The sequence below is a fragment of the Aliiroseovarius sp. F20344 genome, from assembly GCF_023016155.1.
Taxonomy (GTDB): domain Bacteria; phylum Pseudomonadota; class Alphaproteobacteria; order Rhodobacterales; family Rhodobacteraceae; genus Aliiroseovarius.
Genome location: NZ_JALKBG010000008.1, coordinates 814,255 through 838,193, shown reverse-complemented (window position 1 = coordinate 838,193; position 23,939 = coordinate 814,255). Strand labels below are relative to the sequence as shown.

Genomic DNA, 23,939 nt, shown 5'->3' with positions numbered 1-23,939 from the left:
ACTCCGGGTTGCGTCAAGCGCCCCGCATACACGGTTTTACGGTCAGCGCAAAGCCAGAAGTTTGCCGTCACGCGCCACCACATAGGCGACGCCGTTCACAACTACTGGTCGCGTTGCTGCGCCGCCGGGAACGGCTGTTTGAGCAATCAGGGTACCATCCACGGGATTGTAGCCACGCATGACCCCGTCAGACGACGCCACCCACAGCTTTCCACCAGCCAAAACCGGGCCAAGATTGGCGTGGATGCGTTTGATCTTACGTGCTTTTCGCTTGGTGAAGTAAGGAAGGCGCGTGCCCCAGACCCGTTCGCCGGTTTCTGCGTCAAGACGCACAATCTCGTTCTCATCCGACACAAGGAAGACCGAGCCCCCTGTGACCCAAACTGGGCTGGTCGCGCCTTCGGTGGCGGTCCAAAGACGTTCGCCGGACAGGTTCAAGGCCACGGTGCGCCCTGCTGGGCTACCGGAATAGATCACGCCGTTTTTGACCACAGGCTCGCCGGTGATATCGGTGACCTGTGTGTAGGCACGACCCAAGCGTTCCCCAGCAATCAGGCTGGACCACGTACGCGTTCCACCTTTTTTCAAAGCGGCGACAACCTCTCCCGACGCGAAAGGCAGAAGCACAACTCGATCGGTCACGGCGGGTGATGAAACGCCAACCACGCCTTCTTGGCTAGGTGTGCCGGTCAGGCGCCATTTCACCTTGCCGTTGGCGGCATCCATCGCCCAAGCCGTGTTGTCGCGGCTGACCACATAGACCAAACCACCCACGGCGGCCGGAGCCCCCGAGCCCGGCGCATCCATACGCTGCTGCCATTTCACTTTGCCGGTTGCGGCGTCCAGCGCCGACACAAGGCCAAAACCAGAAGACACGTAAACGACGCCGTTAGCATAGGCCAAGCCACCGCCCGACGCATCATCAGACCGATCCGAGGCTGGCGTCAGGTCGCGTGACCAGACAGTTGCACCCGAAGTTGCCGTGGCCACCACTTGGGCACGGCTGTCCAATGTGTAGATGCGGCCATTCGCGACCACGGGTTCTGCTGTGATGCGGTGCTTGCGATCATTGCCCTGCCCGATCGGAGCGCTCCAGATCAGCTGAGGCGTTGAAGACAAGGCCGCATGTTGAACCTGATGGGTCGGTGATCCGCCCAAATGGGTCCAGCTGGCGTGATTGACCTGCCGCGGCAGGCTGATTGGCCGGGCCCCGTCTTGTTGTTCCGTCTCGGCGCGTTGCGCAATTGCGTCGGCAGCGGCATCTTCACCAAGAGTTTGGGGGTTCGGACTGCGCAGACCTTCGCGGTCACCCGGCAAAATGTATTCCGGGGTAGAACATCCAGCCAGAATGCTCATCGAAGTCAAAAGCGCGGCGCTCAATTTGAATTTCACAACAAATCCCCCAAGGATCTCATATAAATATCGTCAAAGGCTTACAGCAAATTCCTATCGATCAGGATGCCTCTGGCGTGCCCCCTAGCGCAACAATCAACTGAGAAGCTCGGCGACGCAAGGCCCCCGATGCTTCATCATCTATCAAAAGCGCCTGAAGGCGGGTGAGTGCGGCGTCCTTTTCCCCGGCTTGCAGCTCGGCGATGGCAAGGGCTTCTTCGCCAAGCACGCGATAAGGCGCACCGGCAACAACAACAGACGCAAGCATGCCACGAAGCTCGTCCAAGGTCACAGCCTCGTTTTGCATCTGGGCAAGACGCAGCATGGCCAAATGACGGAAATGATCCGGCAGGCTGGCGTCAGAGGCGATTTTGCCAAGGGCTTCGGCCGATTGATCCGACGTGTCGGTAGCCAAGAGAAGGTTCAAAACGGCGCTTTGTTCGCCAGATGCCGCGATGCCCTGAAGAGCTGCGATTCTCTGCTCGGGCTCAGAAATACCTTCGGCGGCAAGAATGGCATCGCCAAAGGCTTCGGCTTTAGCCCGTTCACTGGCTTTGCGCCATTCATTATAGGCAGCGGCCCCGACAACAGCGACAACGGCCAGCACGGCAATCCAGCCATAGCGCCGCATCATTGCATAAAGCTTGTCTCGACGGACCTCTTCGGTCACTTCCTCGATGAAACTATCTGTATCGCTCACGGCGCGTGCCTCCGAATTCAGTCGCTTTCTTTTGCCCGAACGAAGCTCCGTTGCCAAGGGGCATAGAAAGGCTTGGCGAACAAAGCGTCCGCTGCAATATATTTCGTTACGGAAATCAATCACCAATTGCAGTCTCTGAACTTGTTACCGCGAACACGAGTGCCTATGTTCAGTCGCAAAACATTGCCTTCAAAAATATTGCCCACCAGGAGGGGTCATGCGTCTATTTCCAATTCTGACAGCATTGCTGGTCATCGCAGGCCTTTTCATGCTTGTGTTCCAACGCGACACCCTTGATGAGGCCGCTGGTGTTTCTGAGACACCAACAGAAGTTTCAGACAGCGCACAAGACGCCGATGAGGCTGACAAGGTTGGCCTTTCGGTGGTCGTGCTGAAATCCAAGGCCCGCGAAATCGAAACACCCATTGTTATTCGGGGGCGCACTGAAGCCACCCGCCGCGTTGAATTGCGGGCAGAAACCTCGGGTCAAGTGATCTCGGACAAGCTTTCCAAAGGGCTGACAGTTGCAAAAGGTGACGTCATGTGTCGCCTTGATCCGGGGACACGCGAAGCAAGCCTAGCGGAAGCGAAAGCTCGCCTGGCCGAAGCAACAGCACGCGCACCAGAAGCAGAAGCCCGCGTGATCGAAGCGCAGGCCCGTCTGGACGAGGCGACAATCAACCTGACCGCCGCCACGAAGCTTTCTGAAGGAGGGTTTGCATCCGACACCCGCGTCGCCAACGCCCGCGCTGGCGTTGAAACGGCACGCGCTGGCGTCATCTCAGCCCGCTCCGGCGCATCCAGTTCAGACGCGGCCATCCAGTCGGCCCAAGCCGCTGTCGCCGGCGCGGAACGCGAGATTGAGCGCTTGGAAATTCGCGCGCCATTTGATGGGGAGCTTGAAACAGACACTGCCGATATTGGCACTCTGCTTCAGCCTGGCGCGCAATGTGCAACCTTGGTTCAGTATGATCCGGTGCGGGTTGTAGGCTTTGTGTCAGAGCTTTTGGTGGATCAGCTTTCGCCCGGTCTTGTCGCGAATGTGCGCTTGGCTTCGGGCCGGGCCTTGCAAGGCAAGGTCACGTTTGTTGCAGACACGGCTGATCCTGTGACCCGCACCTTCCGCGTAGATGTTGAAGTTCAGCCAGCCGAGGGCGAAGCCCCCGTGCGAGCTGGCCAAACCGCCGAAATCATCGCAACCGGGCAAGGCACCACAGCGCATCTCTTGCCGCAAAGTGCTCTGACGCTGGATGACAACGGTGATCTTGGTGTGCGCATTGTTGCAGATGGTGAAACCGCAGGGTTCCAAACCGTGACCGTCGTGCGCGACAGCCTGAAAGGTGTCTGGGTGACCGGACTTGGGGATGCATCAGATGTCATCATCATTGGGCATCACTATGTCACAGATGGATCCGAGCTTAACATCACCTATCAGGAGGCCGGGTTATGACCGGAATCATTGACTGGGCCTCTGAACGGGCCCGAATGGTCATAGCCTTCGTGATCCTGTCGATTTTGGCGGGTACAATTGCGTATGTCAGCCTTCCGAAAGAAGGCGAACCGGATATTGAAATTCCGGCGATCTTCGTATCTGTCCCTTTCCCCGGCATTTCCGCCGCAGATGCCGAACAGCTTCTGGTTCGACCAATGGAGACCGAGCTGGCGGATATCGACGGGCTTAAAACCATGTCGAGCACCGCAGCCGAAGGCTATGCCGGTGTGGCACTAGAATTCGAATTCGGTTGGGACAAGACCAAGGTCATGGCCGACGTCCGGGACGCGATGAACAATGCCGAGGGTGATTTCCCTGCGGGCTATGACAGCTATTCGGTCAATGAAATCAACTTCTCGGAGTTTCCGATCATCATCGTAAATCTGACCGGAAACGTGCCGGAACGCACGCTGGTCCAGATCGCGCGTGACCTTCAAGACAGGCTTGAAGCTCTGGACAGCGTGCTGGAAGCCTCGCTTGCCGGGTATCGCGACGAAATGATCGAGGTCGAGATCGATCCGCTGAAACTTGAAGCTTATAATGTCACGGCGGGCGAGCTGATCTCGGTTGTGCAAAACAACAACCAGCTGATTGCGGCCGGGGATATCAAGACGCCTACCGGGTCGACAGCGATCAAAATCCCATCGTCTTTTGACGAATTGCAGGACATTTACGACCTGCCCATCAAGGTCAATGACGACAGCGTTGTAACGCTTGGGGATCTGGCAACCATCCGTCTAACCTTTGAGGATCGCGAGGGCACTGCCCGTTTCAACGGCGAAACCACTGTCGCGCTTCAGGTTGTGAAACGCAAAGGCTTCAACCTGATCGGCACGGCTGCCGAGGTCCGACGTATCGTTGATGAAACCCGCGCCGAATGGCCACCCGAGCTGCAACAAGCCGTATGGGTTGGCGTGTCGAATGATCAATCCATCATCGTGGACAGCATGGTGCGTCAGTTGGAAGGCTCGGTCGTGACGGCCATTGCGCTGGTGATGATCGTGGTTCTGGGCGCGCTTGGAACTCGACCTGCCCTCCTGGTGGGCTTTGCCATTCCGACCTCTTTCCTGCTGACCTTCGCGCTGTTTGGAGCGCTTGGGGTCACGATCTCGAACATTGTGATGTTTGGATTGATCCTTGCGGTCGGCATGCTGGTCGACGGGGCCATTGTCGTCGTCGAATACGCAGATAAAAAGATCAAACTGGGCGTCGGACCTATGCAGGCCTACACGATGGCGGCCAAGCGGATGTTCTGGCCCATTGTCAGCTCAACCGCGACAACCCTTTGCGCGTTCCTGCCCATGTTGTTCTGGCCGGGCATTCCGGGTCAGTTCATGGGTTGGCTGCCCAAGACCCTGATCTATGTCCTGTCGGCATCACTGCTTGTGGCGCTTGTTTACCTGCCTGTCGTCGGCGGGGTTTCGGGCCGCATCAGCAGGTTGTTTGGCACCTTGTCCGGCGCTTTGACCGTTACACCCATTTGGGTGCGCCTGCCTTTGGCAATTGTGTCGGCCTATGTTCTTTTCTTGTCAGCCCTTCAGTTGCTGAACCCCGGATATCTTTTCGGTGGTACCAGCCCGTTCGAAGGTGCGATGGCCATCCTGCCCGGCGCATTGATGTTCCTGATCGGGGCATCTGCAACCTCAATCGCAATGGGATCGATTGACTGGCATATGCCGTGGCATCGCGAAGACGACCACGTGCACGGCGGTTATCAACGCACCAAGTTTGGCCATGTGATCCATTTCATCGCGGGCAATCCGATTATGCCGATTGTCAGCATTGTTCTTGTGGTTGGTTTTGTTGGAGCCACCTTCGTGACGTTTGGCAAAAACAGCCTTGGCGTTGAATTCTTCACGGACAGCGAACCGGAACAAGCCATTGTTTACGTGCGCGGGCGCGGCAATCTAAGCGTTTCCGAAAAGGACGCCATGGTGCGTCAGGCTGAAGACATCGCACTCAGCACCAAAGGGATTGAAAGCGTGTTTGCCTTTGCGGGCGCTGGTGGGCTGAACCAAAACACCGGCGGCGCATCAGGTCCGCGTGACACCGTGGGCCAGTTGCAGATCGAGCTGGTCGCCTGGGATGACCGCCCTGCGGTCGAAAAGGATGCCCCGCTCTTTGGCATTATTCCCTTCACCACGCGCGAGATTGACCCGGAATATGACGGTGACGCTGTTATGCTGCGTCTTGAAGAACGCCTGAAAACCATTCCGGGCATTCGGATCGAGGTTTTGAACCTGAACCGTGGCCCGGCATCCGCCAAGCCAGTGCATCTTCGCCTGAAAGGTGACAACTGGGACAGCTTGCAGGCCGCAACGGCCGCAGCGGTCGCGAAGTTCGAAACCGTGCCCGGCCTGAATGCCATCGAAGACACCCTGCCCCTGCCCGGCATCGACTGGCAGCTGCAAGTGGATGTGGCCGAGGCTGGGCGCTTTGGCACCAACGTCGCCACGGTGGGCGGCATGGTGCAACTGATCACCAACGGGATCCTCTTGGATACGATGCGGGTGGACAGCTCGGACGAAGAGATTGAAATCCGCGTGCGTCTGCCGGAAGAAGACCGCGTTTTGTCCACGCTGGACACGTTGCGTCTGCGCACACCGGGTGGTCTGGTGCCACTGTCAAATTTCGTGACCCGAAAACCGGTTCCCAGTTTTGCCCAGATCGACCGGGTGGATCAGAGCCGATATTATGACATTAAAGCCGCCGTGGTCAGCGATCTGGTGCGTCTGACAGCCGAGGATGGCAGTGAACAGGTCGTCTCTCTGGACGAGGCAGCAAAGATCATGGAGGACACGCCCGATCTGACGCGCACCCCTGTGACTCCCGCTGTACAGATTGCCACGCTGACCAAGTGGATCGAAAGCACAGGTCTGCCCGAAGGCGTCACTTACGAATGGACCGGCGATCAGGAAGACGAGGCTGAAAGCCAGGCCTTCCTTGGTCAGGCTTTCATTGGCGCGTTGGGGCTGATGTTCATCATCCTCTTGGCGCAGTTCAACAGCATCTACAATTCAGTTCTGGTGCTTTTGGCCGTGGTCTTGTCCACCACGGGCGTGCTGATCGGCATGATGGTGATGCAGCAGCCGTTTTCGATCATCATGACAGGCACGGGGATCGTGGCATTGGCGGGGATTGTTGTGAACAACAACATTGTTCTGATCGACACCTATCAGGACTACGCAGGACATATGCCCAAGATCGAGGCGATTACCCGCACGGCAGAGGCACGGATCCGCCCGGTTCTGTTGACCACGATCACCACCATGGCCGGCCTGACCCCGATGATGTTTGGCTTGTCGCTTGATTTCTTCGGCGGCGGCTATTCGATCGACAGCCCAACCGCGCTGTGGTGGAAGCAGTTGGCCACAGCCGTGGTCTTCGGCCTTGGCATCGCGACAGTACTGACCTTGGTGTTCACACCGTCCATGCTGGCGTTGCGAGTGTGGCTATCGGCAGGGGCATATCGTTCGATCACATTGCTTGAATCGCTCGCCCGAAGCTCTGGCCAGACCGCGCGCGATCGCATGCTTGAGAAAGCCGCAAAAAAGCAAGAGCTGCATGAGATGATTTGGACGTTCGAGGAAGATGAGGTTGCCGCTGATGATCAACCTGCCGCGCCAGATGTCCCTGAACCTCCGACGGAAAGCGCCAAGGAACCGGCAAAGACGAAACAGTCAAAGCCTAAGCCAGCGAAACCCTCAGACGGCAAGCAAGCAGCAGAATAGAAAAAGGCGCGGGGGACCGCGCCTTTTCGTTTTTGTGGCAGTAGGTTCAGCCAGCCAGTGCTTCAGGCTCACCCTCACTTGCTTGCCGTGCCCACATGGCCGCGTAGCGTCCGCCATGCTCCAACAGCGCATCATGGGTGCCCTTCTCGACAATCACACCGGCGTCCAGCACCACAATCTCATCCGCGTCCACGATGGTCGACAAGCGGTGCGCGATGGTGATCACCGTGCGCCCCTGCCCCATTTCGCGCAGACTGTCTTGAATGTCGCGCTCGGTCTGGGTGTCCAAGGCCGAGGTTGCTTCGTCCAGCAATAGGATCGGCGGGTTCTTCAACAGCGTTCGCGCAATGCCCACACGTTGCTTTTCGCCGCCGGACAGCTTCAATCCACGTTCGCCCACCTGCGTCTGATAGCCCTCGGGCAGCTCCATGATAAAGTCATGGATTTTGGCAGCCTTGGCGGCGTCTTCGATTTCTGTGCGGGTGGCCTCGGGGCGGCCATAAGCGATGTTGTAAAGGATCGAGTCGTTGAACAGCACTGTGTCTTGCGGCACCACGCCAATTTGGCCATGCAAACTGTCTTGGGTCACGTCGCGCACGTCCTGCCCATCAATCGACAGACTGCCGTCGTTGACGTCGTAGAAGCGGAACAACAGCCGCCCGATGGTCGACTTGCCGGACCCCGAAGGGCCAACAATCGCAACCGTTTTCCCAGCCCCAACATCCAGCGAGACACCTTTCAATATTGGGCGCTCAGGCTCATATCCAAAATGCACATCCTTAAAGCGAAGCGCGCCACCCTTCACCGCGATCTCAGCGGCATCGGGCTTGTCATTCACGTCAGCCGGTTGCTCTAACAGATCAAACATCTCGCTCATATCCACCAAGGCCTGCCGGATCTCGCGATAGACCGTGCCAAGGAAGTTCAAAGGCATGGTAATCTGGATCATATAGGCGTTTACCATGACGAAATCGCCGACGGTCAGTTGACCGTTTTGAACCCCGACGGCTGCCAAAATCATAACCGCAACCAAGCCGCCAGTGATCAAAAGCGCTTGGCCAAAGTTCAGAAATGCCAACGAATACGAGGTCTTCAGTGCGGCTTTCTCGTAACCCGCCATCGCACTGTCATACCGCTCTGCCTCGCGCCTCTCGGCCCCGAAATACTTTACGGTCTCAAAGTTCAAAAGACTGTCGATGGCCTTTTGGTTGGCGTCCGTGTCTTGGTCATTCATTTCCTTGCGGATTTTCACGCGCCATTCGGTGACCTTGAACGTGAACCAGACATACGCCCAGATGGTGACCACCACGACCGCCAGATACCACACATCGAAAGTGATAAAGAGGATCAGCGCGATCAAGCCAAGTTCAAGGATCAAAGGGCCCATCGAGAAGAGCATGAAGCGCAAAAGGAACTCGACCCCCTTCACGCCACGCTCGATGATCCGGCTGAGCCCACCTGTTTTTCGCGTGATGTGGTAGCGCATGGAAAGACGATGAATATGGGTGAAGGTTTCCAGTGCGAGCTGCCGAAGCGCGCGCTGGCCCACCTTGGCGAAAATCGCATCGCGCAACTGCTGAAAGCCGTTGGTCATAAGACGCGCCATGCCATAGGCCAGCGTCAGTCCGACGGCCCCTGCCCCCATCAGGAAAGCTGGATCCGACCCTTCACCCGCCAACGCGTTGACCGCTTCACGATAGAACCATGGCGTCGCGACCGAGATCACTTTGGACAAAAGAAGCGCCAGCATCGCCAGCACAACCCGACGCTTCACCCAAGGATGATCGTCTGGCCAAAGATACGGCGCGACCCGGCGAATGGTGCGCCAATTGTTGTCTGGAAGCTCGGTGGTAGTGATGCGGCTGGGAGACATAGTGATCCTGGCGTTGGGCAAGCTGAGCAGATGCGCCCAAGGGGGCTTGCGTCATTTCAATATTTCATCAATATTTGAACTATGAAACAGAGTCGAGTCCTGAAATCCCTGTCCGCGATGGCCCATGACACCCGGCTTGAGATCGTGCGCCTGCTTGTGCCGCGCGGGGATGATGGGCTGTGTGCAGGCGACATTGCGCAAACCCTTGGCGTGTCAGCCTCGGGTCTGTCTTTTCACCTGTCGCAGCTAGAGCAAGCCGGGCTTCTCACCTCGCGAAAGGAAAGTCGGCATGTGATCTATGCGGCTGATCGTACAGCGTTGGGAGAAGTCATTTCATATCTTTTGAATGACTGCTGTGCAGGGGCTGCGGATGTGTCCGCCTGCATGGGGGCAAAGCGCAAAGCCAACGCCCCCGCTGAGCAGGCTTAGTTCGCTTGCTCTTCACCCGGAATGGCAAAGACCTGCCCCGGATAGATCAGATCGGGATCCTTGATCTTCTCCCGGTTGACATCAAACACCTGAACATACAAAAGCCCTTCGCCTAAATGCGTGCGTGCGATCGCCCAAAGGGTCGCGCCGGGCTGGACTGTTATCGCCTCGACCCGTTCACGCGGGGTGTCTGCCTCAGAAGCCGCCGCAACTTGTGCAGGTTCTTCACGTTTAAACGGGGTCTCAGTGCGCGAAGTGACCGTGCCATCGGGGGCAAGCTCATCCACGCGCAGGGTATACACTCCGCTGGCGACATCCGGCAAAGGCAGGCGCCACTGACCGCTATCGGGGATCGAGGTTGTTTCAATCGGCTCATTGTCCAAATACACGCGCACGTTCCCGCCCGCGGTCGCACGACCCGACAAGGCCACTTCGCCCGCATCATCATATGAAATCGCATCAATGACCACATTCTGAACCGTAAGCTCTCCGGCACTATCTTGAAGCACTGTGATGCCCTGATCATCCGCCAAAAGTACCCGTGGCGCAGGTGTCGCTTCCTCAACGGGCAGCGTTTGAGCAACGACCTCATCAGATGTTTCAGAACTTGCTGTTTCAGAACTTGCTGTTTCAGAGCTAGCTGTTTCATCCGTGGCCGCTGGTTCGGTGGTGGCGACATCTGTCGTAGGCGCAACTGGTTCGATCAAAACCGTCGCACTTGCTTGTTGGTTTTCGCTAACCTGCCCCGCATCATCAACCTCTTGCAGGCTCAGCTGCCCGGGTTCGGTCACGGGGATATTCAAAAGAGCTACGAAATTGCCCGATGCATCTGTGCTTACGGTATCAAGCGGTTCACCGTTTAAAAGCAGTTGGAGGTTCACCCCCGGCGCGGCTTGCCCTGCCACAACAGTGCGCCCTTCTGGATCCACGCGAACAACGTCAAACCTCGGGGCCTCGGTGGCAGGTGTTTCTGGCTGAACAACTTCTTCCGGAGCGCTTTCAGCACTGGCTTCTGGTTCAGGGATATCCGTTGATGCCGGTTCGCTTTCGGTGAGCGTTGTCTCGACCTCACTGACCTCCGCTACGGGCGCGTCCCCAGCCGAGCGCATGAAGATACCATAGGCCGCCGCCGCAATGGCCAAGGCAACCCCAACACCAATCCAGATTTTGCCAGCGCCAGATGCGCCGCCGTTACTTCCAGCCATAAACGTCCCCTTCAGCGATCTTTTCGTCGCGTTGTCTTGCCCGACCCTAGCAATACCGCTAACACCGGTCAAAAGATCATTACGATATATTCGGCCCGGAGACGTTCATGACACAACATACAGCTTCAATTTGCGTTTATTGCGGCTCTCGCATGGGAAACGATCCGGCCTATCGTGCCAGCGCCGTGACCCTTGGGAAAGCCTTGGCGATCCATGATTGGCGGCTCGTTTACGGTGCTGGCGATGTGGGGCTTATGGGTCAAGTTGCACAAGCGGCCCAAGCCGCTGGCGCGGACACATTTGGCGTAATCCCTGAGCATCTGTTGAATTGGGAAGTTGGCAAGCGGGACCTGACCAGCTTCATCGTCACCGAAAACATGCACGAGCGCAAAAAGGTCATGTTCATGAATTCGGACGCAGTTGTCGTGCTGCCCGGCGGAGCCGGATCACTGGACGAGTTCTTCGAGATCCTGACATGGCGACAACTTGGGCTGCATAAAAAGCCCATCTTGCTTTTGAACGTCAACGGCTTCTGGGACCCTCTGATTGCCCTTTTAGATCACGTCATCGCGCAAGGCTTTGCCGAGGACAGCCTGAAAGAGTTCGTTAGCGTTGTTGATGATGTGGATCAGGCGGTTGAGACCTTACGCGCCGCCCTGTCCTGACGAATGGCCCCGGCCGAATAGATCGCAAGCGCCAGCCAAATCAGTGGGAAAGCGATCATGTGCCAGATGGTCACCGTTTCCCCCAGAAAGGCGACTGCGCAGGTGAATTGCAGGCTTGGATTGAGGTATTGAACAACGCCAACCGTTGAAAGCTTCAACCGCCGCGATGCATAGCTGAACAGGATAAGCGGCCCCGCCGTGATCAGGCCCGAGGCAACCAGCAACGCGCTGTCCCAGAAAGAATGCCCAAAGACCCCTCCTGCCCTCCCAACGATGCCTTCCCAGCCCGCAAAATGAGACCCGTACAGCCAAATGATCGCCAAGGGTGACAAAAGCAGCACTTCCGCCGTGACCGTAACCACGGGTCCGTTTGAAAGGGTTTTCTTGATCACCGCGTAGGTGGCGAATGTCCCACCCAGAAGCAATGACAGCCAAGGGGCAACGCCCAAGCCGACTGTCAGGACAAGAACTGCCCCGACTGCCAGGATCAACGCCAAGATTTTGCTTCGGTCGAGTTTTTCCGAGTAAAACAACCATCCAAGGGCAACCATGATCAGCGGAAAGATGAAGTAGCCAAGGCTTGCTTCAACCACCATGCCGATTTGCACGGACAGGATGAAGCCGCCCCAGTTCACCGAAATCACAATGGCCGCCAGAATGACGAACAAGATCGCACGTGATTTCAGCAGATCGACGACGTCCCCCAACCGGTTTTGGACCCCCAGAAGGATGCTGAACAGGAAAAGCGACCAAAGGGTTCGGTGGCTGAGAAGCTCCAGCGGGGGAACATGCTCCAACGCCTTGTAAAACAAGGGTGAGGTGCCCCACACCGTGCAGGCCGCTATGATTGCAGCAACGCCTTTTGTCGTCTCGTTCATCATGCCCCCTGCACCTTGTTCAAGTGGTGTGACACAATTTCTCAAGACGCCCAAGGGGCTGTGGCAAACATTTGCTTCAGGATCTGCGATTAGGAGGGCTTGAACACCAAAACCCCGGCAACACCGCTTTTGCCGTCTGACGGGTGATTGACGCCATCATGCACGACAACTTCGGGAAAATCGAAAGGGCTGACGCCTTCAAGACAAGCCACGTTCACGCCGAACTCATTCGGGTTGGATCGCCGCTGGTGATGCGTGTAGATCCCGCAGGTTTTGCAGAAATAGTGTTTCGCGGTTTTCGTCCCAAATTGATAAAGGGTCAGATTGTCTTCACCGCTGGTAAACACGATCCCGTCCAAACTCGCTGACACCGCCACAGCACCGCGCATCCGGCACATGCTGCAATCACACCGTCGCGCCGTTTCAAGGCCTTCGCTCAGGGTCACGTCAAAGGTGACGGCGCCACAATGGCAGGCGGCTTTTCGAACGTTGCTCATCTTTCAATCCAATTCTGTCTTTCAAAATGAAAAAGGGCGCCCAGAAGGCGCCCTTTGAATATCCTTGCTCAACCCGTCAGGCGATCACAGGCGCGAGGCCACGTTTTCCCAGTTCACCAGATTGTCGAGGAAGTTCGACAGGTAAGCCGGACGCTTGTTGCGGAAGTCGATGTAGTAGGAATGCTCCCACACATCACAGCCCAAGAGAGCAGTCTGACCAAAGCACAGCGGGTTCACACCGTTTTCGGTCTTGGTCACAGCCAGCGAACCGTCAGCGTTCTTCACCAGCCAGGCCCAACCCGAGCCGAACTGACCAGCGCCAGCAGCCGAGAATTGCGACTTAAACTCGTCAACCGAACCGAAGCTCTCGGTGATTGCTTTTTCAAGCTCACCCGGCATAGCAACTTTGCCCGGGCCCATCATCTCCCAGAACTGGTTGTGGTTCCACAGCTGCGAGATGTTGTTGAAGATACCGTTCTGCGCGACAGACTTGTCGTCATAGGTGCCAACGATAATCTCTTCGAGGGCCTTGCCCTCCCACTCGGTACCAGCAATCAGCTTGTTGCCGTTGTCGACATATGCCTTGTGGTGCAGATCGTGGTGGAATTCCATGGTTTCCGCTGACATGCCGTGTTCAGCAAGTGCGTCATGGGCGTAAGGAAGATCGGGAAGTTCAAAAGCCATTTTGGGCCCCCTGTTCATGCGTGTTTCCGTTGCCCCTTAGATGGGGCAGCAGGCGGGGTAAGGTCAAGGGGGACCACACCGCCTACTGCAATCTTTACTTCGCGATTGTACATTTTCCGCTCGAGCGGAAACTGTTGTCATAACCAACCAGCTTGCCCTGGAGGCTTGCCTTACCGCTCGCCTTCTGACGCGTCAGGCGAAAATTGATATTCCCGTTCACTGAGTTTCCGAGGTTCGAGTTCTTTCCCATAGCCCCATTAACATTCCAGCTGTAGGTCACGCGTTTGTCGTTATCGACACTGATTTTTGCTGGGATCGGCTTGCCGTATATATCGTCAATCAATCCATCATAGGCATACGTTTCGCCTTTGTCTTCGATGACGTAAATAAGAGGAGGAACACCCGGGTTCGCCTTCAGTTCACATTTGTAGTCAACTGCCAATGCAGCCGACGCTGACACCGAGATTGCAAACACTGCACAAAGAGCGGTTTTCGTGTTTAAGTTCATTGCTAAAGCTTTCAATGATTAATGGTAACGTGATTACATTCTTGTTGCACTACTTGCGAACACATGTCCCGCTGTCGCGCCACGTGTTGCGATACCCGACTGGTTTCATATGAACGGAAGCCTTCAGGCTGGGCTTTAAAATCGTCAGACGATAAACCCGGTTCGCGAATGTTTTTCCAGCGCGTGCCGTCGATGTTCCTTCGAACTTGTTTGTGTTGTAGCTGAAGGTCATGCGCTTGTTGTTGTCGACAACTTTGCTGACTTTGAGCGGCTGACCGAAATAGTGGTTGATAACACCGTCAATTACAGTCGCATTGCCATTCTTTTCATCATATTCAACGCGTATAACTGGGCCCATCCAATTGCCCCCAGATTTGCTCATCTTCAGTTTGCATTCATATGTTGTCGCAAATGCGGGCGCAGCGACCATACAAACTGCGACAGTCGCAACAGCTTTCAAAACTAAATTTTTCATGAATCGGTCTCCTTCGTAAAGTGCATCTTCGGCCATATCTATATAGATTCGCAGAACTTTCAACCGATACAAGAAGCCAACAAATCAATGTTGCGAATATATGCATTCACGGCACATCAAGGGAAACAGACTGTTCAAAATTCAGAATAAATCTTGCAGCCGCCAGCTCCACGATAATCATTGGGGTAGCCGCGTGGCTTTGATTTGATGATCATCCTCAGCGATGGCTTCAACAGTGTTGCGCGAAATGCCAGTGCAGGTGTGTACTGGCGCCCTGCCCCTGCGCGATTGGCGAGACGGGTTATTTCCCACGCAACGGTCAGCCGTTTGTCATTTTCAGCAACAACACGGGCAATCATTGGCGACCCGATGAAATACTTAATGAGCGGATCCCAGACCTCTGCGGTGGTTTGGCCCGGACTATGGTCAATCAACAGTCGCTTTGGGATCCAGTCACCCGTTCCATCAGGTTGAATGTTGCATCGAAAAATCTCGCCCTGCGCCATTGCTGGCATCAGGGAAAGGAGTAAAACCGCCATAGGAAAATACATGCGGTGAATTTAGCTGAAATCAACCATTGATTGCAAGGAAACGTGGCGTATCGCAGAGGTTATTGTACCACCCATGTGTTTACGTAACACCTGATCAGCAGACCAAATCACTGACCGGCTGCGAATTGTAGACACTCCTCTCGCGACACATATTCAATATGAATTGTGCCGCCGCTTCGGTAGTCAAATTCTATCGACTTTAACGGTCCTTTGAAGTATCCCAACATGTCCTGACATGTCTCTTCTCCAAGCACATCTTCCATCATGTTGAAGCGACCATGGGGCAAGTCATCAAATTCATAGTCGAAATGGTAAGTCATCACGTCGTTCTTTAGGCTGACCTTCTCCAGCACAAGGCCGGGCTCCAGTTCCTTTGGCAGTGTCAAATTGAGGGTCTTCAGCTCCTCTCTGACAAATCGGTCTGGAACTGCCATCGATGGAAACTGTAGAAGCGCAAAGTTGTATGCGTAGCTTGCTGTACCAATGAGGATCAAAACCAAACCGATCCAAGACCATGCAGATGGCTGCCGATCATTATGCATAGCGCGGTACTGCGCCCGTGCCAAAAACAGGCAATAGATGACGCAAAACAACATCGTAACATCGAACAGGCGGTCACCGACAAACTCTTGTTCATTTGCATAAAGCGACATTGATACAGCGGTCACGACAACGAACACCAAACGCATGAAAATATTGAAACCAACGAACCCAAGCCAATAGGTTGCGGCGACTGAAAACTCTCCTGCAAACAAGCGTTTCAAAATACTAAACTCCATAAAAAAGCATGGCCCGTACTATCCGGGCCATGCTTACTGATCAACTCTAAATTGCAGGCCAAGTCAGGGGTTTACTTCCCCCCCTGGTTTGGCAGCATCTTTCAGCAGATCGAACGCATATTGCGCGACAGAACGGAAACAAACCAGAACGGCCGTCTCGTCGTCTTCCATGTAGAAAGCCGCTGGGATCTGCGCGATGCGCGAGCGGCGCAGCATGCCCGGCTGCATCACCGACATGTCCGCCGGGGCCAACTTGGCGATCACTTCACGGCAAGCTGCCCCTTTCACACGGTAAACCGCGCGAGCGTCCGAGACGTTCACGACCAGAGCATTCTCTTTCGCCAGTGATTTGGTCGCGGTTTCAACAACTTTTGGGGCGTCGCCATGATCAACGATCAGCAAAAGCTCGTCGGGTGACATCCAGCCCACGCGGCCCTTGGCGCCTTGGGTGATTTCACCCTGCCCCGGCATGGCAGCACCTGTGGCGGCTTTCACCGCTTTGGCGACACCTTTGGAGGCAAGATCACCGCGCAGCGTAATCATACCGACCAGCCCGGCCTCTTCGACCTTGCAATAGCCGTCAAAGCTCTCGCCTTGAAGTGCGGATACAGCATTAGACATTCTGCTTCTCCCCGTCCTTGTCATAGAAAACCGGATCACAGATCCGCGCCTTCACCACCGTGTTCGAGCCATCCACCGTAGGGAAGCTGATCACCTCGCCCATACGGTCGGGACCGTGCAGCACAAGCCCCATCGCGATGCCTTTTTTCAGCGTCGGCGAATAGTAGGTCGAGGTCACGCGCCCGATCATGTTGCGCTGGCCATGGACATTGTTGCCCTCGCCCACCGCATAAGCACCATCCGGCAGGACGGACCCGTCCAGCGTTTCCAGACCCACCAGTTTCCAGCGGTTGGGATCGGTCATGTGGCTGCGCTGTTGCGCGCGTTTACCAAGGAAGTCTTCCTTCTTCTTGGAAATCGCCCAGTTCAGCCCCAGATCCTGCGGGATCACGGTGCCGTCGGTCTCGTCTCCGATCATGATAAAGCCCTTCTCGGCGCGCATGATGTGCAGACATTCGGTGCCGTAAGGCATCACGCCGAATTCTTCACCTGCCTCCAAAAGCGCATCCCAGAAAGCACGGCCTTGGCTGGCGGGCACGGCAATCTCGTAGCTGAGTTCGCCCGAGAACGAGATGCGATAGACGCGCGCGTCAAACCCACCGATCGTGCCGTCTTTCCACTGCATGAAGGGCAGCGTTTCTTTCGACACATCCATACCGCCGAGCTTCTCCAACACCTTGCGGGCGTTGGGGCCGACAACGGCAACCTGCGCCAGCTGCTCAGTCACGTTGGCGACATAGACTTTCCAGTCCCACCATTCGGTCTGCAGCCATTCCTCCATCCACGCGTGGATGCGGTCAGCCCCGCCCGAGGTGGTGTGGCAGAGCCACGTATCCTCATCGATACGGGCCACAACGCCATCGTCCGACAGGAAGCCGTTCTCCGAGCACATCAGACCATAGCGGCATTTCCCGACAGCCAGGTTCGACATCATGTTGGTGTACATCATGTCCATGAACTTGCCCGCATCCGGGCCTTTCACGATCAGCTTGCCCAGTGTCGAGGCATCGAGCAGGCCGAGGTTCTCGCGGGTGTTCAGCACCTCGCGATGCACCGCCTGTTCATTGGTTTCGCCCGGTTTGGCGTAGCAATAGGGGCGACGCCAATGACCGACGGGCTCCATGTAAGCACCCGCGTCTTCGTGCCACTGATGCATCGGCGTGCGACGGATCGGCTGGAAGATTTCGTGGCGCGCTTCGCCTGCAATCGCACCGAAGCTGATCGGCGTGTAAGGCGGGCGGAAGGTGGTGGTGCCGGTGGTCGGGATCTCTTGATCCAACGCATCCGAAAGCACTGCCAAGCCATTGATATTGGATAGCTTCCCCTGATCTGTCGCCATACCCAACGTGGTGTAACGCTTGGTGTGTTCAACGCTTTCATAGCCTTCACGCGCGGCCAGCTGAACGTCGGAAACCTTCACATCGTTCTGGTAATCCAGCCACATCTTCATGCGCTTCTTGATGCTTGCACCCTGCGGCATGATCCAGACCGGCGCCATCGGCTGTTCGCTTTCAGCATCCGCTTTCGGACCTGCCTTGCGCACGGCTTTTCCGCCAGCGGCTTTGGCCGCAGCCTTGCCCGCTGCGTAAGCGTCTTCCAGCGTCGCAGCCAGAGACATTGCGCCCGAGGCTGTGCCTGCGGTCACAACAAACGCCTCGCCGTCGTGGCTAGTCGGTGCACGGTTGGGATCGGGACGGAAATGGGCTTGCGCCTCGTCCCAGATCAACTTGCCGCCGCAATGCGACCACATGTGCACGACCGGGGACCAGCCGCCGGACATGGCAACCGCGTCGCATTTGATCTCTTCCAAAGCCGAGCCTTCGCCCGCCTGAAGACAGATCGACACGCCGGTGACGCGCTTGCCGCCATGCACTTTGGCAATGGCACGACCCGGTTCAACCCGGATACCTGCGGCACGAGCAGCCTCGGCCAGCGGACCGGTTGCCTCGGAACGTGCATCCAAAACAACAGGTACGTCCAGCCCGGCCTCTTTCAGCGTCAGCGCGGTGCGATAGCCGTCGTCATTGTTGGTCACAACCACGGTGCGGTCGCCAATCGACACGCCCCAATTCACTGCGTAGTCACGCACAGCCGAGGCCAGCATCACGCCGGGAATGTCGTTGCCTGCAAAGGACAGCGGACGCTCGATCGCGCCGGTTGCGGTCACGATTTGCTTGGTGCGGATGCGCCATAGTCGGTGCCGCGGACGCCCGTCGCCCGGGGTGTGATCCGCCACACGTTCATAGCCCAGCACATAGCCGTGGTCATAGACGCCCGAACCCATCATGCGGGTGCGCAGGGTGACGTTCTCCATCGCGGATAGTTCAGCCAATGTGGCGTCGATCCATGCGTCAACCGACTGACCGTCAATCTCGCCACCGTCCACAGGCGCACGTCCGCCCCAGTGATGGGTTTGCTCCATCACCAGCACTTTCGCGCCCGAGCGACCAGCCGCCAGAGCCGAGGCCAAACCGGCGACACCGCCGCCAATGATGACGACATCGGTGTGGTGGTAATAGTGCTCGTAACGGTCCGCGTCGGCTTCGGTCGGGACTTGGCCCAGACCGGCGGACTTACGGATAACGGGTTCAAACACGTGCTTCCACGCGGCCGCGGGCGCCATGAACGTCTTGTAATAGAACCCCGCCGGCAGGAAGCGCGCGGCATAATTGTTCACCACGCCCACGTCGAATTCGAGGCTCGGCCAGTGGTTTTGCGAGGTGCAGGTCAGACCGTCAAACAGCTCGGTCGTGGTGACGCGTTGGTTGGGTTCAAAGCGCTCGCCCTGCCCCAAATTGACCAGAGCATTCGGCTCTTCCGCGCCAGAGGCCACAACGCCACGCGGACGGTGGTATTTGAACGACCGGCCCATCAGCATCTGGTCTTCGCCCAGAAGCGCTGCGGCCAGCGTGTCGCCCTCGTACCCCTTCATGCGTTTGCCGTTGAAGGTGAAGTTTTTCGGTTTCGAACGGTCGATCAGGCGACCGCCTTGTGCCAGACGGGTGCTCATTTCCAGCCCCCCCACTCAGGATGTTTCTTCTTGATCTTGGCGACCAGCTCTTTCGGCGGCTCATAGGTCTGGGCCGGATAGGTGCCGTAAACCTCGAGCGTCATGGTGTTGCGCGCCGCGTGGAACCACTTGCCGCAACCCGAGACATGCCGCCAGCGCTCAAAGTGAACGCCTTTCGGGTTTGCGCGGTGGAACAGATAGGTCTCGAAATCGTCGTCGGACGAGCCGGGACCAAAGCGCTTCAGATGCGCTTCGCCGCCGCCATGCAGGTCCGTTTCATCGGCCATCACGCCGCAATAGGGGCATTCAAGGATCAGCATGGTTGCACCTCTCTAGAATTTATCCAGCCATCTTCTGTCCAGAGGGCTTCGACAAAAGTCGCAACTTCGTCGTTTTCGTTCAACAACGACATGTTCATGTATGTGAACCCGTCGCGTATCATTTTCTGCAAATTGGTGGTTCGTTGCCTGTCATTCGATACCAGCCTCTTCCAGACCGATGTATCCCGGTTTGAATCCAATGCTCCTTGCCAATCGCTATGAAACACGAAGCTCACCGCAATGCGAAACATGTGATGTGTTCCCCACACCAGTCTTGAAGATGCACCCTCAATACTTCGGGCTTGTCGATTTGCTGTCAATCCTGGCAACCCCATCGAACTCAAGTCGATAAGCGCCACCACGCCACGCTTGTTTGCGGCATAAACAAGCAAGTCATTAGACACATGCACTTCGGGCGTGGAACTGTCCTTAAGACTATTGTTAAACCACACCTCAAACCATTCATCACCGGTCGCATCTGCCACGCAACAAGTAAATTGCTTTTCTTTGGCTCTTGGACGAACCATCCATTTCGATAAATGGGTCGGCCCTTTCGCAATTATTTCTCGTGCCGTTGGTCGTTGCCTAAACATCAATGTGCCACCCCCGCAGCCACGCTCTCATCAATAAAGCGTCCTTCGGTGAAGCGGTTCAGGCCAAACTCGCCAGCCAGCGAACCGGGTTCGCCCTTAGCGACGGTCTCGGCCATGGCCCAGCCCGATCCGGGGATGGATTTGAAGCCGCCGGTGCCCCAACCACAGTTGATGAAGCAGTTGCCCAATGGCGTCTTACCGATGATGGGTGATCGGTCGCCGGTCACGTCCACGATGCCGCCCCACTGGCGTAGCATTTTCAGGCGCGAGATGATCGGGAAGGTCTCGACCAATGCCCGCACGGTTTCTTCCACGTGGTGGAACGACCCGCGCTGGGTGTAGTTGTTGAACCCGTCGGTACCGCCGCCGATGACCAGCTCGCCTTTGTCGGACTGGGACATATAGCCGTGCACGGTGTTGGCCATGACCACCACGTCGATGCAGGGCTTGATCGGCTCGGACACAAGCGCTTGCAGGGCGACGCTTTCCATCGGCAGACGGAAGCCCGCCATCTCGGCCAAATGGCCTGCGTTGCCCGCGACAACCATCGCCAGCTTGTCGCAATCAATCTGACCGTGGGTCGTGTCGACGCCGGTGACGTTGCCGCCCTCTTGGCGCACGCCGGTCACTTCGCATTTCTGGATGATGTCCATGCCCATGTCGGAACACGCACGGGCATAGCCCCACGCGACCGCGTCGTGACGGGCCGTGCCAGCACGAGCCTGCCAAAGCGCCCCCAGAACGGGATAGCGCGGGCCGTTGATGTTCATGATCGGCACCAGTTCCTTCACGCGCTCGGGCGAGATGAACTCGGTCGTGACACCTTGCAGCGCGTTGGCATGGGCCGTGCGCTCGTATCCGCGCACTTCGTGCTCGGTCTGGGCCAGCATCATGACGCCGCGCGGCGAGAACATGACGTTGTAGTTCAGATCCTGCGACATCGTCTCGTAAAGCGAACGCGCTTTCTCGTAGATCGCCGCAGAGGGATCTTGCAGATAGTTCGAGCGGATGATCGTGGTGTTACGACCCGTGTTGCCACCGCCCAGCCAACCCTTTTCGATGATCGCCACATTGGTGATCCCGAAGTTCTTGCCTAGGTAAAAAGCCGTGGCCAACCCGTGGCCACCAGCACCCACGATGACAACATCGTATTTCTTCTTGGGCTTGGGCGAGCGCCAAGCCCGTTCCCATCCAGTGTGATAGCGCGCAGCTTCCCGCGCAATGGCAAATGCCGAATAACGTCGCATGCGATTCCCCTGTTTGGGTTTCGATTTGTGTCGGTTTTACGCTCAAACGACAAAATCTCACTAAAGCCCAGCGTCATTTGATTGGAAAAAGACGACATTATCCACTTTTCACGCCACATTCCTGGCATGCCTTTTGTCGCAGTCTGATATCTGGGGTTTTGCAGCGGCCCATTGCGCATTACATGGGGTGGGCTAGTAGGTTGCGAAGTCGCGCGGAGGATACATGGAAAACTGGACATTCTGGGCCATTGTAGGCGCAGCAACCTTGGCAACCATTCTTGTCCTAGCACGACGGATGTTGGCGGCTTCGCCGAAAAGCACATCGGACGAAAGTGCCATGAGCTCGGATATGAAGGTCTATCGTGACCAATTGTCTGAACTGGATCGCGACATTGCCCGTGGCACCGTCTCCAAAGAAGATGCAGATCGTGCGCGGGTCGAGATCTCACGCCGTTTGCTGGATGCTGACAAAGTCGCGCAGGCCCGACGCGTCGCCGACGCCCCCGATGGGTTAACACGAGTGACCATGGCAATTGCGGCGATCGTTCTGACCGTCAGCAGCTTTGGTCTTTATTACTACTTGGGCGTGCCGGGCGCACAGGATCTGGGCCGCGAAAAACGCCTCGCGCTCAGCCAAGAGATGCACGACAACCGCCCCGCCCAAGCCGAGATCGAAGCCCAAGCCCCGGCATGGCCCGGTCCTCCGCCAGAAGCCCCTGACGACTATCTGAAACTGATCGATGGGCTGCGGGCTGCGGTAAAGGAACGGCCAGAGGACCAGCGCGGATTGGACCTTTTGGCCCAGCATGAAGCCGCGATTGGCAATATGATCGCTGCACGTGAAGCCATGGCGCAGCTTTTGGCCGTTAAAGGCGAGGCCGCAACGGCGGATGACTACGTCCGACAGGCCGATCTGATGGTGAACGCAGCTGGCGGATATGTGTCGCCCGAAGCGGAAGAGATGTTGCGCCGGGCTTTAAGCCGTGATGCGGGCCATCAATTGGGCCGTTATTACACCGGCATCATGTTTGCGCAGAACGGCCGCCCTGACTTGGCGTTTCGCTTGTGGCGCGGGTTGCTGGAAGAAGGTCCGGCAGATGCAATCTGGTGGAGCTCGGTGCGCTCTCAGATCGACGGGTTGGCAGCACTTGCTGGCGAAAACTACACCGCGCCGGATGCGCCCGCACCTCAGGCACAAACTGGCATGCCTGCCTTGTCAGGCCCGAGCGCAGAAGACATGCAGGCCGCCGCAGAGCTAAGCGAAGCAGAACGCGCCGAGATGATCCAATCCATGGTCGAACGGTTGTCAGACCGGTTGGCGACCGAAGGCGGTAGCCCCGAAGAATGGGCGCGCTTGATCTCGGTTCTGGGTGTCACAGGCGACACGGAACGCGCGGCGGCTATTTGGAGCGAAGCACAAGACCGCTTCGCCGCCCATCCCGAGGCGCTGGCCACAGTTGAACAAGCCGCACGGCAGGCCGGAGTTGCCCAGTGATATACGAAGCCGTCGAAGACTTCGCAGCCGCCCTGCCCCCGATGACAGCGCTGGCAGGTCTGGATCTGGGCACCAAAACCATTGGCGTGGCGGTGTCGGACAGCTTCCGGCAAGTGGCAACTCCCCTTGAGACCATAAAACGCAAGAAGTTCACACTGGATGCGGAACGCTTGCTTGAGATTGCCAAGGAACGGCAGTTGGGCGGGCTTGTGCTTGGCCTTCCGCGCAACATGGATGGATCCGAAGGGCCACGCTGCCAATCCACCCGTGCTTTTGCCCGCAATCTTGAAAAACTGACTGATTTGCCGATCACCTTCTGGGACGAACGACTATCCACCGTGGCCGCTGAACGCGCGCTGCTTGAGGCGGATACGTCTCGAAAGCGTCGCGCAGAGGTCATCGATCACGTCGCCGCCGGGTATATCCTGCAAGGAGTACTTGACCGGATGAGGCACCTGACATGACCGACGACGTCTGGAAACGCGACGAGGTGGAAAGCCCCTGCGTGAAAATATGTGTGGTCCAACCCGAGGCCCGCATTTGCACCGGTTGCCTGCGCACAATCGACGAAATCGGCGCGTGGTCGCAAATGTCGTCGGATGAAAGACGTGCGGTTCTGGAAGAACTTCCGGCACGCAAATCAACGCTCACCCGCCGTCGCGGCGGACGGCGCGCGCGCGTGGGTTGACCCACATCACCCGGTTGTGACCCCTGCGTCATTTCGTAGACGTTATGCTCCGAATGATCTGGACGTTTCGGTTTACGCCAAACCGTTCAGACGCATTGAAGCGCAA

23 protein-coding genes are annotated in these 23,939 nt (G+C 57.0%); 7 read left to right on the top strand and 16 right to left on the bottom strand.

Translation table 11 applies throughout. The features are described 5' to 3' along the window. Positions 1-42: 42 nt before the first annotated feature. Entirely contained in the window at positions 43-1,392 is a 1,350-nt protein-coding gene (locus MWU55_RS13095) for a PQQ-like beta-propeller repeat protein (RefSeq protein WP_246936668.1), read from the bottom strand. A gap of 61 nt (positions 1,393-1,453) precedes the next feature. Further along, a complete protein-coding gene (locus MWU55_RS13090) occupies positions 1,454-2,092 on the bottom strand; it encodes a hypothetical protein (protein WP_246936666.1) in 639 nt (212 codons plus the stop codon). Between the two features lie 217 nt (positions 2,093-2,309). On the opposite strand from MWU55_RS13090, the gene MWU55_RS13085 reads away from it, so the two are divergent. Together MWU55_RS13085 and MWU55_RS13080 are read left to right on the top strand one after the other, a co-directional pair. Next, positions 2,310-3,542: an efflux RND transporter periplasmic adaptor subunit gene (locus MWU55_RS13085; RefSeq protein WP_246936664.1), complete on the top strand. Its 1,233-nt coding sequence runs from the start codon at positions 2,310-2,312 to the stop codon at positions 3,540-3,542. After that, positions 3,539-7,315 carry an efflux RND transporter permease subunit gene (locus tag MWU55_RS13080; RefSeq protein WP_246936662.1) on the top strand — a complete coding sequence of 1,259 codons (3,777 nt, stop codon included), beginning with the start codon at positions 3,539-3,541 and terminating at the stop codon, positions 7,313-7,315. Before MWU55_RS13085 ends, MWU55_RS13080 begins: the two co-directional genes overlap by 4 nt. A 46-nt stretch (positions 7,316-7,361) precedes the next feature. Here MWU55_RS13080 and MWU55_RS13075 read toward each other — a convergent pair whose 3' ends face one another. Further along, the gene (locus MWU55_RS13075; protein ID WP_246936660.1) at positions 7,362-9,188 is read right to left on the bottom strand and encodes an ABC transporter ATP-binding protein/permease; all 1,827 of its coding nucleotides are present in this window, start codon (positions 9,186-9,188) and stop codon (positions 7,362-7,364) included. Positions 9,189-9,269: 81 nt separating this feature from the next. On the opposite strand from MWU55_RS13075, the gene MWU55_RS13070 reads away from it, so the two are divergent. Continuing rightward, the gene (locus tag MWU55_RS13070) at positions 9,270-9,617 is read left to right on the top strand and encodes a metalloregulator ArsR/SmtB family transcription factor (RefSeq protein WP_246936658.1); all 348 of its coding nucleotides are present in this window, start codon (positions 9,270-9,272) and stop codon (positions 9,615-9,617) included. Here the strand turns inward: MWU55_RS13070 and MWU55_RS13065 are convergent. Beyond that, positions 9,614-10,822, bottom strand: coding sequence for a LysM peptidoglycan-binding domain-containing protein (locus tag MWU55_RS13065; RefSeq protein WP_246936656.1), 1,209 nt, complete (start codon positions 10,820-10,822; stop codon positions 9,614-9,616). The two genes, MWU55_RS13070 and MWU55_RS13065, sit on opposite strands and share 4 nt — an antisense overlap. Positions 10,823-10,929: 107 nt before the next feature. Here MWU55_RS13065 and MWU55_RS13060 point away from each other — a divergent pair, with 107 nt between their 5' ends. Further along, positions 10,930-11,487, top strand: a complete 558-nt coding sequence (locus MWU55_RS13060; RefSeq protein WP_246936654.1) for a TIGR00730 family Rossman fold protein — start codon at positions 10,930-10,932, stop codon at positions 11,485-11,487. On the opposite strand, the gene rarD is transcribed toward MWU55_RS13060, so the two are convergent. The 12 genes from rarD to MWU55_RS13000 all read right to left on the bottom strand — a co-directional run bounded on the left by rarD (position 11,451) and on the right by MWU55_RS13000 (position 21,650). Continuing rightward, positions 11,451-12,365 (bottom strand): EamA family transporter RarD, encoded by a 915-nt coding sequence (rarD, locus tag MWU55_RS13055; RefSeq protein WP_246936652.1) that lies wholly within the window; start codon positions 12,363-12,365, stop codon positions 11,451-11,453. The genes MWU55_RS13060 and rarD overlap by 37 nt on opposite strands. A gap of 89 nt (positions 12,366-12,454) precedes the next feature. After that, positions 12,455-12,862: a GFA family protein gene (locus MWU55_RS13050; protein ID WP_246936650.1), complete on the bottom strand. Its 408-nt coding sequence runs from the start codon at positions 12,860-12,862 to the stop codon at positions 12,455-12,457. Positions 12,863-12,946: 84 nt separating this feature from the next. After that, entirely contained in the window at positions 12,947-13,546 is a 600-nt protein-coding gene (locus MWU55_RS13045; protein ID WP_246936649.1) for a superoxide dismutase, read from the bottom strand. A 94-nt stretch (positions 13,547-13,640) separates the two neighbouring features. Beyond that, positions 13,641-14,054, bottom strand: coding sequence for a hypothetical protein (locus tag MWU55_RS13040; RefSeq protein ID WP_246936646.1), 414 nt, complete (start codon positions 14,052-14,054; stop codon positions 13,641-13,643). 49 nt (positions 14,055-14,103) lie between these two features. Beyond that, positions 14,104-14,565, bottom strand: a complete 462-nt coding sequence (locus tag MWU55_RS13035; protein ID WP_246936645.1) for a hypothetical protein — start codon at positions 14,563-14,565, stop codon at positions 14,104-14,106. Between the two features lie 98 nt (positions 14,566-14,663). Continuing rightward, complete coding sequence (locus MWU55_RS13030; RefSeq protein ID WP_246936643.1) at positions 14,664-14,963, bottom strand: hypothetical protein; 300 nt, start codon at positions 14,961-14,963, stop codon at positions 14,664-14,666. 224 nt (positions 14,964-15,187) lie between these two features. Beyond that, positions 15,188-15,859, bottom strand: coding sequence for a hypothetical protein (locus tag MWU55_RS13025; protein WP_246936641.1), 672 nt, complete (start codon positions 15,857-15,859; stop codon positions 15,188-15,190). 63 nt (positions 15,860-15,922) lie between these two features. Continuing rightward, positions 15,923-16,480, bottom strand: a complete 558-nt coding sequence (locus tag MWU55_RS13020) for a sarcosine oxidase subunit gamma family protein (protein WP_246936639.1) — start codon at positions 16,478-16,480, stop codon at positions 15,923-15,925. After that, on the bottom strand, positions 16,473-19,490 hold the full coding sequence (locus tag MWU55_RS13015; RefSeq protein WP_246936637.1) for a sarcosine oxidase subunit alpha family protein: 3,018 nt from the start codon (positions 19,488-19,490) through the stop codon (positions 16,473-16,475). Before MWU55_RS13015 ends, MWU55_RS13020 begins: the two co-directional genes overlap by 8 nt. Further along, positions 19,487-19,810, bottom strand: a complete 324-nt coding sequence (locus MWU55_RS13010; protein ID WP_246936635.1) for a sarcosine oxidase subunit delta — start codon at positions 19,808-19,810, stop codon at positions 19,487-19,489. Before MWU55_RS13010 ends, MWU55_RS13015 begins: the two co-directional genes overlap by 4 nt. Continuing rightward, the gene (locus tag MWU55_RS13005; RefSeq protein ID WP_246936633.1) at positions 19,804-20,337 is read right to left on the bottom strand and encodes a hypothetical protein; all 534 of its coding nucleotides are present in this window, start codon (positions 20,335-20,337) and stop codon (positions 19,804-19,806) included. Before MWU55_RS13005 ends, MWU55_RS13010 begins: the two co-directional genes overlap by 7 nt. 65 nt (positions 20,338-20,402) lie before the next feature. Then, positions 20,403-21,650, bottom strand: a complete 1,248-nt coding sequence (locus MWU55_RS13000; protein ID WP_246936631.1) for a sarcosine oxidase subunit beta family protein — start codon at positions 21,648-21,650, stop codon at positions 20,403-20,405. 223 nt (positions 21,651-21,873) lie between these two features. Between MWU55_RS13000 and ccmI the strand changes: the two genes are divergently transcribed. The 3 genes from ccmI to MWU55_RS12985 are packed head-to-tail and all read left to right on the top strand — an operon-like array spanning position 21,874 to position 23,833. Next, positions 21,874-23,145 (top strand): c-type cytochrome biogenesis protein CcmI, encoded by a 1,272-nt coding sequence (gene ccmI / locus MWU55_RS12995; protein WP_246936629.1) that lies wholly within the window; start codon positions 21,874-21,876, stop codon positions 23,143-23,145. Continuing rightward, positions 23,142-23,609, top strand: a complete 468-nt coding sequence (gene ruvX, locus MWU55_RS12990) for a Holliday junction resolvase RuvX (RefSeq protein WP_246936627.1) — start codon at positions 23,142-23,144, stop codon at positions 23,607-23,609. Before ccmI ends, ruvX begins: the two co-directional genes overlap by 4 nt. Beyond that, the gene (locus MWU55_RS12985; RefSeq protein ID WP_246936624.1) at positions 23,606-23,833 is read left to right on the top strand and encodes a DUF1289 domain-containing protein; all 228 of its coding nucleotides are present in this window, start codon (positions 23,606-23,608) and stop codon (positions 23,831-23,833) included. The genes ruvX and MWU55_RS12985 overlap by 4 nt, the downstream gene beginning before the upstream one ends. Positions 23,834-23,939 lie beyond the last annotated feature (106 nt).